This window comes from Thalassospira xianhensis MCCC 1A02616 (genome assembly GCF_003326475.1).
Classification (GTDB): Bacteria; Pseudomonadota; Alphaproteobacteria; order Rhodospirillales; family Thalassospiraceae; genus Thalassospira; species Thalassospira xianhensis.
In genome coordinates, this window is the sequence record NZ_JPWA01000049.1 from 20,802 (window position 1) to 27,510 (window position 6,709).

Sequence of the window (6,709 nt, forward strand, 5' to 3'; positions counted from 1 at the left end):
CGGCCCGATATAAACAGAACTGGATGACTTTTGATGGCGAATGATCCGCTCAGGCTTGTGGTATTTGATTGTGACGGCACGCTGGTTGATAGCCAGCACGCGATTGCGCATTGCATGGATCATGCCTTTGCCGCACATGACCTTGATTGCCCCGGCCTTGAAAAGACACGCACCATCATTGGTCTGAGCCTGCCCGAAGCCATCCGCAAACTTGCCGCGCCGGGCATGCTGGACGACGCGGTTATCGAGGGCGTTACCGCAGCCTATAAGGCGGCATTCTTTGAATTGCGCCAGACCCCCGATTTTTACGAGCCGCTGTTCCCCGGTGTGCGCGAAATGCTGGCTGCACTGGATACGCGCAACTGGCTTTTGGGGGTTGCGACGGGCAAGGCGCGCCGCGGGCTTGATGCGGTTCTGGCGCGCAACGAACTTGAAGGCCGGTTTGTTACCCTTCAGACCTGCGACAACCATCCGTCCAAACCCCATCCATCGATGTTGCATGCAGCCATGGATGAAACCGGTGTTGACGCGCCCAATGCGGTGATCATTGGCGATACCGCTTATGATATCGAAATGGGCCGGGCGGCCGGGATGCTGTCGATTGGGGTCAGTTGGGGCTATCACGATATTGAGACACTGAATAATGCTGGGGCACATGCCGTGATTGATCATTTCGATCAGCTGCCCGGATTGCTGGAAACCATGTGGGGAACTGGCCGCGATGCTGCCTGAAGCCGATCACAAAGATGACGATCTGAAACCGATCCGGGTGGAAATTACCGTTCCGGTCGAGCCCGAATATGCGTTCGAGGCGTTCACCAACGGCTTTGGCAACTGGTGGCCGACCGACAGCCATTCGCTGGCGCGTGAAAACTGCAAATCGGTTGAACTCAATCCCGGCCTTGGCGGCAGGATCGTTGAACATGCCAAAGGCCGCGATCCGGTGGTTTGGGGCACTGTCGATATCTGGCAGGCGGGCGAACATGTTGCCTTTACCTGGCATCCGGGCTGGGAAGACGGGGCCTATACCCGCATCAGCGTCACGTTCGAGCAGAATGCCTTTGGCCGCTGTGTGATCCGGCTCAAACACTGGGACTGGAAAAGTCTGGGTGAGATCGCCCCGATGGTGCGTGACGGGTATGAGAGCGGCTGGAAATATGTTTTCGAGCAATGCTTTGCCAATTACCTGACCGCCAAGCGGCATTAACCGGCAGATCGCGATACATTAAAAAAGGGCGCCCGGTGTGGCGCCCTTTGTCATTTTGGTTCGGAACGTGATTACAGAAGACCATATTCCATCAGGTCACGGCGCAGGCGGATCGGATCGCGGAACCAGTGGGTGACAAAGCCCATTTCACGTGCCTGCTGAATATTCTTTTCGCTGTCATCGATAAACAGGGTTTCGCGCGGATCAAGTTTGAAACGTGCCGCCGTCAGATCGAAAATCTGCGGGTCGGGCTTGGCCAGTTTTTCCTGCCCCGATACCAGAATGCCTTCGAAATGGCTTAAGAAACCGAACCGTTCAATTGCATGCGGCCAGGTATCGGCCGACCAGTTGGTCAGCGCAAACAAACGCACATTGCCACGTGATTTCAGTTCTTCAAGGATATGAACGGTGCGGTCAATCGACCCCTTCATCATTTCCGGCCAGCGTTCCATCCATGCCGCGATCTGATCATGATATTCCGGATAGCGATGCTGAAGATCGGGGATCGATTTGGCAAAGCGAAGCGCACCCTTGTCATGCAGGAAGTTCCAGTGCGGATGACAGATCTCGGTCAGGAAACGTTCCATTTCGGCATCATCTTTGAAAATCTTGCGATACAGATGCCGTGGGTCCCAATCGACCAGAACGCCGCCCAGATCAAAAAGAACCGTTTCGATAGTACGCATGATTTCCTCGGGATGAATTGCAGCACGATTGCAGTCGGCTTGTTAAAGCAGGCAAGTGGGGCCGGGGCAAGGGGGCATTTTGATGACAATTGCCGGCATGATCATACAAGGGGTTGATCCGTAACGGATTTGGGCGCGTACTCTTTGCGATGACAGGGATTTATGACGCGAGTGTGATTTGCAAATTCTTCGCATCTTGCGAAATGATGACGCGAAGAACATCATGTAAAATACAACCTGATAAAATCGCTTGATCGTAACAAGACAGAGGAGGCTTGAATATGTGCACGCTTGACGGATGTGGTGTAAACGACCATCTCGGCCCGCCGCCCAAAGCTACGGACGAAGATCGCCGTCTATTCCTGAAGGGGGCTGTTGCCCTGCCACTCGCAGTCGTTCTGGCCGACCCGATTCTGGCCCATGCCGCCGGGTCGATGTTGGAGCCGGTGACGATCACGACCCCGGGCGGGGAAAAGATGACCGCCGAAATTGCCATGCCCGCAACCCTTCCGGCCCCGACCGTCATTCTGATCCATGAATGGTGGGGGCTGAATGATCAGATCCGTGCGGTTGCGGCAGAATATGCCAAGCAGGGCTATATCGCGCTTGCGGTTGATCTGTATGGCAAACCGGCTGCGACCACGCCGGACGGGGCCAAGGCCCTGATGTCGGCGGTTGATCCGGCGATTGCCACCGAAAAATTGCAGGAATCCGTCAAATTCCTGAAAAATCACAAGGATTCAACTGGCAAGGTAGGAACGGTTGGCTGGTGCTTTGGTGGTGGCTGGTCGCTCAATACCGGGCTTGCCGCCGATGTCGATGCGGTTGTGGTCTATTACGGCAATGTCAAAAAGACCGCCGAGCAGGTTTCAACCCTGAACGCGCCGCTGATGGGGCATTTCGGCACGCTTGATAAAAGCATTAACAAATCGATGGTCAACGGGTTTGAGGAATCCCTCAAGGAAGCCGGGAAAACCGACTATCAGATTTTCTGGTACGAGGCCGATCACGCCTTTGCCAATCCGACCGGCGGGCGTTACGACGCCGAGGACGCGATGCTGGCGTGGGAACGCACGATGGGCTTCTTTGATACCCATCTGTCCTAAGGCTTTATCGCAATCGCCAGAACATCAAAAGGCCGGGGTTTTCCCGGCCTTTTTGCGTGTTTAAGCGGAGCCAGCTATTAATTCGCAGGATTGCCGCGATTGGCCCATTTGGTTGACCGGCGTTCGATGATGTTAAACAGCTCGTACATCGCAATCCCCATCACCGCGATCACCAGCAACCCGGCAAATACCAGCGGCATGTTGAATTTCGACGATGCCGACAGCATCAGATAGCCGACGCCAAGGTTCGATGCGACGGTTTCCGAAATCACCGAACCGACAAAGGCCAGCGTGATCGCGACCTTAAGCGATGCAAAGAAATAGGGCATTGCACGCGGGAAGCCGACCTTGACCAGAATATCGCGTCGCGTCGCGCCAAGGGACCGCAACACATCGCGCAATTCGGGTTCAAGGGTCGCCAGCCCGGTCGCCACATTGACCACAATCGGGAAGAACGAAATCAGGAATGCGGTAATGATCGCCGGAACCGTGCCGATGCCAAACCACATCACAAGGACCGGGACCAGGGCGACCTTCGGGACCGAGTTAAACCCGACCAGAAGCGGATTGGCCGCGTCGTAAACCGCCTTACTCGACCCCACCAGCGCGCCCAGAATGACGCCAAACACAACCGCAATGGCAAAGCCCGCAAGCGTTGTATAAAGCGTCTGAAGCGCGTGCATCCAGATGGCGGCACGAAATTCCCAGCCGACCATGATGCTTTCGGACGGAGTTGGCAGGACATAGACCGGGATATTGAAAATCCGCACGATCAGTTCCCACAAAACAAAAAGCCCGATTGCGCTGAGCCACGGTGTTGCTTTCGCGAAGTCTTTTTTCTTGGCCATAATGCAAAGCCTTCCGTTATGCCGCGCGCACGTCACGGATGTGACTGCGCAATTCGTGGACCAGATCGGTGAAAGGCTGCGTGAATGTCGTTTCCTGATCCCGCGGGCGGGGCAGGGTGTTTTCCCGCTGCACCAGAATCATGCCGGGGCGCTTTGACATCACATAGATTGTATCGGCCAGATAGGCCGCTTCGCGCAGATCATGCGTCACAAGGATGACGGTAAAGGGCCGCACCATCCAAAGGTTTTGCAGGATGTCCCAAAGTTCTTCGCGGGTGAAGGCATCAAGCGCGCCGAACGGCTCGTCGAGCATCAGAAGATCGGGTTCATGGATCAGCGACCGGCAAAGTGACGCGCGTTGCTGCATGCCGCCCGACAATTCCCACGGATATTTGTCTTCGTGCCCGGCAAGGCCGACACTGGCCAGAAGCTTGCGCGCGCGGTCTTCGTATTCGGCACGGTGCTTGCGCAGGCGGTTGCGGTGCGGTTTGACGATTTCCATCGGCAGCAGCACATTATCAAGGGTCGTGCGCCATGGCAGAAGGGTCGGGTTCTGGAATGCCATGCCAACGATTTTAAGCGGCCCGGAAACCTCCTTGTTATCGACGATAACCGTGCCTTCGCTGGGTGGCATCAGTCCCGATACCAGTTTCAGCAGCGATGACTTGCCACATCCCGAAGGACCGACAACGGCGATAAATTCGCCCTTGTTGATCTTCATGTTTGTTGTTTCCAATGCCAGATCGTCACCTTCGCTGTAACGAAGCCGGACATTGTTAAGTTCGACAAAGCTGTTCGACACGGCAGTCAGTCCCCCTGCGTATCATTATTTGTGATTTCTTATGGATCGGGGCCGGTTCGCCCGGCCCCGTTTGCGTGGTCTGACGTGCCGATTATTTCAGCATGCGGTCTTTTTCGCCGGGCATGAAGATGTCGGTGAAGATGTCCGCAACGGTTGGCTTGTTTTCAATGCCAAATGCCAGGCTGACCTGATCAATCGCCTTGTTCATGCGATCAGTCTTGATCAGGCCCATGCCTTCTTTGAGCGTCACCTCGGTCACAACGTTTTCGTCAATCGTCATCTGAAGGCGCTGCAATTCAAGGGCCGGGTCAATCAGCGGATCGGTTTCCTTAAGTGCTGCAATGGCTTCTTCGGGGTTGGCAATCGCATCACGCCATCCCTTGACCACCGCACGCAGGAACGCACGCAGTTCTTCCGGATGGTTTTCCATCATGTCGGGCGATGCGATCATCGCATTGCCATAGAAATCCATGCCGTAATCGAAATATTTGAAAACGGTCAGGTCGTCCTTGGAAATACCCTGTGCCTGAAGGTTCAGGATCGATGTGAAATAGTGGCCGGTGATCGCGTCAACATCACCACGCACCAGCATCGGTTCGCGCAGCGGCGGGTCCATGCTTTCCCATTTGACATCGTCAAGTTTAAGCCCGGTTGCCTGCGCAAAGGCCGGGAACAGCTTGCGCGATGCATCAAATACCGGTGCGCCAAGTGTTTTGCCAATCAGGTCTTCCGGCTTGGTAATGCCGCTTTTCTTCAGCATGAAAAGCGAGAAGGGCGGGCGGTCATAGACCATGAAGATCGACTTCATCGCACGATCCGGGTTCGATGCATTGAATTCCAGCATCGAGTTGATATCGGCAAATCCGACATCATAAGCGCCGCTGGCAACGCGCGTGATCGAACCGACCGATCCGTTGCCCGAATCAATCGTGACATCAAGGCCTTCATCGTCGAAATAGCCCTTTTTCTTGGCCAGCACATAGGGTGCTGCCGGGCCTTCGAATTTCCAGTCGAGTGTGAATTTGATCGCCATCTGCGCCATCGCAGATTGCGCACCAAGTGCAACGGCAATGCCGACGGTCGCGCCAAGTAGCCGCGCTTTAAGTCTCACCATTAATGAAGCCTCCTGTTTCGGGTCTTTTTGACGACCCATTGACCGAATGATACCCCTGATCGCACAGCAATGCCTGTGCCAAATCCCTTTTTTGTCGGTTTTCCTGATATGAAGGGACCGTTACGGGCAGAGTACGGTTGTTTAATAAATGGTCAATGGGGTAAATTGACCAAAAATTATACAAAAATTCTTGATAATCGCCCTTGAAGATGGCGGTCCCATCAAATCGCTTGCACATGGAAACGGATTTGGGCATATCGCCATCATGCTTACAAAATCGATCAACCGTTTTTATAAAAAAGCCGAAGCCGTACGCGACGAAGATGCGCAGGGCTGGCGTATTCATCTGGACGGAAGGCCCGTAAAATCGCCATCCAAGGCCGAATTCGTATTGCCCGCCGAACGGCTGGCGCATGAAATTGCGGCTGAATGGGATGCGCAGGGCGAGAAGGTTCTGCCGACCACGATGCCGATCATGCAACTGGCCGCGACCGCGATTGACCGGGTGCGCCCGCACCGGTTTGCTGTGATTGCGGAACTGACCGGGTTTGGCCGGTCTGACCTGTTATGCTATCGCGCATCTTTCCCCGATGATCTTGTGCGCCAGCAGGCCGAAGCATGGCAGCCGTTACTTGACTGGGCGCATCATGAACTGGGTATTTCGCTGAAAGTGACCGAAGGCGTCATGCCGATCACGCAGGAAGACGAAGCCCTTCTGCGCATTCAGGACGAGATCGAGGCGCTTGATGATTACCATCTGACAGCGCTTCACACCCTGACGACAGTGTCGGGATCGGTCATCATCGGTCTGGCAACCCTGCGGCGCCGGATCAGTGCCGAGCAGGCGTTTGAAGTTTCCCAGCTTGATGAAAACTATTCCATCGAACATTGGGGGGCGGACGCCGAAGCCGTCGCGCGCCGCGAACGCCACCGGGCCGAATTGCTG

8 protein-coding genes are annotated in these 6,709 nt (G+C 55.2%); 4 read left to right on the forward strand and 4 right to left on the reverse strand.

Going from position 1 to position 6,709, the window contains the following annotated elements; all coding sequences use genetic code 11:
* The first annotated feature begins 33 nt into the window (after nucleotides 1-33).
* Together TH5_RS23420 and TH5_RS23425 are read left to right on the forward strand one after the other, a co-directional pair.
* Complete coding sequence (locus TH5_RS23420) at nucleotides 34-732, forward strand: HAD-IA family hydrolase (RefSeq protein WP_114123897.1); 699 nt, start codon at nucleotides 34-36, stop codon at nucleotides 730-732.
* Nucleotides 722-1,207, forward strand: a complete 486-nt coding sequence (locus TH5_RS23425) for an SRPBCC domain-containing protein (RefSeq protein WP_114123898.1) — start codon at nucleotides 722-724, stop codon at nucleotides 1,205-1,207. The genes TH5_RS23420 and TH5_RS23425 overlap by 11 nt, the downstream gene beginning before the upstream one ends.
* A gap of 71 nt (nucleotides 1,208-1,278) precedes the next feature.
* Here the strand turns inward: TH5_RS23425 and TH5_RS23430 are convergent, their stop codons facing one another.
* Nucleotides 1,279-1,893, reverse strand: a complete 615-nt coding sequence (locus TH5_RS23430) for an HAD family hydrolase (protein ID WP_114123899.1) — start codon at nucleotides 1,891-1,893, stop codon at nucleotides 1,279-1,281.
* A gap of 281 nt (nucleotides 1,894-2,174) precedes the next feature.
* Here TH5_RS23430 and TH5_RS23435 point away from each other — a divergent pair, with 281 nt between their 5' ends.
* Nucleotides 2,175-2,999, forward strand: coding sequence for a dienelactone hydrolase family protein (locus TH5_RS23435; RefSeq protein ID WP_114123900.1), 825 nt, complete (start codon nucleotides 2,175-2,177; stop codon nucleotides 2,997-2,999).
* A 77-nt stretch (nucleotides 3,000-3,076) separates the two neighbouring features.
* Here the strand turns inward: TH5_RS23435 and TH5_RS23440 are convergent, their stop codons facing one another.
* The 3 genes from TH5_RS23440 to TH5_RS23450 all read right to left on the reverse strand — a co-directional run bounded on the left by TH5_RS23440 (nucleotide 3,077) and on the right by TH5_RS23450 (nucleotide 5,763).
* Complete coding sequence (locus TH5_RS23440) at nucleotides 3,077-3,847, reverse strand: ABC transporter permease (protein WP_062958928.1); 771 nt, start codon at nucleotides 3,845-3,847, stop codon at nucleotides 3,077-3,079.
* Nucleotides 3,848-3,863: 16 nt separating this feature from the next.
* A complete protein-coding gene (locus TH5_RS23445; protein WP_062958929.1) occupies nucleotides 3,864-4,649 on the reverse strand; it encodes an ABC transporter ATP-binding protein in 786 nt (261 codons plus the stop codon).
* Nucleotides 4,650-4,740: 91 nt separating this feature from the next.
* The gene (locus tag TH5_RS23450) at nucleotides 4,741-5,763 is read right to left on the reverse strand and encodes an ABC transporter substrate-binding protein (RefSeq protein WP_062952355.1); all 1,023 of its coding nucleotides are present in this window, start codon (nucleotides 5,761-5,763) and stop codon (nucleotides 4,741-4,743) included.
* A gap of 265 nt (nucleotides 5,764-6,028) precedes the next feature.
* Here TH5_RS23450 and TH5_RS23455 point away from each other — a divergent pair.
* Nucleotides 6,029-6,709 (forward strand): ATP12 family chaperone protein (locus TH5_RS23455; protein ID WP_244205020.1); only part of this gene is annotated, 681 nt, incomplete at its 3' end.

Bases quoted from the DNA above. Each gene is read 5' to 3' on its own strand.
- TH5_RS23420 (WP_114123897.1), top strand. From the start codon at position 34: ATGGCGAATGATCCGCTCAGGCTTGTGGTATTTGATTGTGACGGCACG.
- TH5_RS23425 (WP_114123898.1), top strand. From the start codon at position 722: ATGCTGCCTGAAGCCGATCACAAAGATGACGATCTGAAACCGATCCGG.
- TH5_RS23430 (WP_114123899.1), bottom strand. From the start codon at position 1,893: ATGCGTACTATCGAAACGGTTCTTTTTGATCTGGGCGGCGTTCTGGTC.
- TH5_RS23435 (WP_114123900.1), top strand. From the start codon at position 2,175: ATGTGCACGCTTGACGGATGTGGTGTAAACGACCATCTCGGCCCGCCG.
- TH5_RS23440 (WP_062958928.1), bottom strand. From the start codon at position 3,847: ATGGCCAAGAAAAAAGACTTCGCGAAAGCAACACCGTGGCTCAGCGCA.
- TH5_RS23450 (WP_062952355.1), bottom strand. From the start codon at position 5,763: ATGGTGAGACTTAAAGCGCGGCTACTTGGCGCGACCGTCGGCATTGCC.